Here is a 566-nt window from a genome sequence, read left to right on the forward strand (position 1 = left end):
TCTTGCCAATATTGCCAAGGTCGCGGGACGAGCCGTCCCCAGAAAGCGGCTTGGCACCGATCGCGCCACGCATGCCATGCCCTACCGCCGACCCAACACCAGCGGCCGCAACCGCTGCCCAGCTGAATTTATCCTGCAGGCCCATCGTGACGGCAATCGCCTGTGTGGTTGCGTTGGTGGCCGCACCACGAATTGCGACCCCTATCGCGGTTTGAGCTGGTCCCGCTATGCTCGACACAGCACCCCCAGCACCGCCACTGATCGCGGCCAGCGCCACGGCCTTCCAGTCAAACTTCTCTTGTATCCCCGTCGCCACACCAAAAGCTTGGGAGACAATAGAGCCTGCTGCTGCTGCCATAGCACCCCCAGCAATAACAGCGGCGGCGGTCGTGCCAGAGGTGGAGGTGCGTACGCTTAGCATCGTCGGGCAGGCTTTAGATCAAGGACTTGGAACGGTTCAAGGGCGCGCTTTGCTTGCCTTGAAGCCGTGCCCGATGATGCCTGCGCAGGATTGGGTGTCAAGAGGTGCAATCGGCTATGCCGACGCGCCAAGCGCGCCTCTTGAC

The 566-nt window shown here is 62.2% G+C and carries 1 protein-coding gene; it reads right to left on the reverse strand.

Annotated elements, in window-relative coordinates; all coding sequences use genetic code 11:
* On the reverse strand, positions 1-421 hold a 421-nt coding region (locus PsB1_RS11780; RefSeq protein ID WP_478210050.1), incomplete at its 3' end, for a hypothetical protein.
* Between the last annotated feature and the right edge of the window lie 145 nt (positions 422-566).

This window comes from Candidatus Phycosocius spiralis, from assembly GCF_030158815.1.
Taxonomy (GTDB): domain Bacteria; phylum Pseudomonadota; class Alphaproteobacteria; order Caulobacterales; family Aquidulcibacteraceae; genus Aquidulcibacter; species Aquidulcibacter spiralis.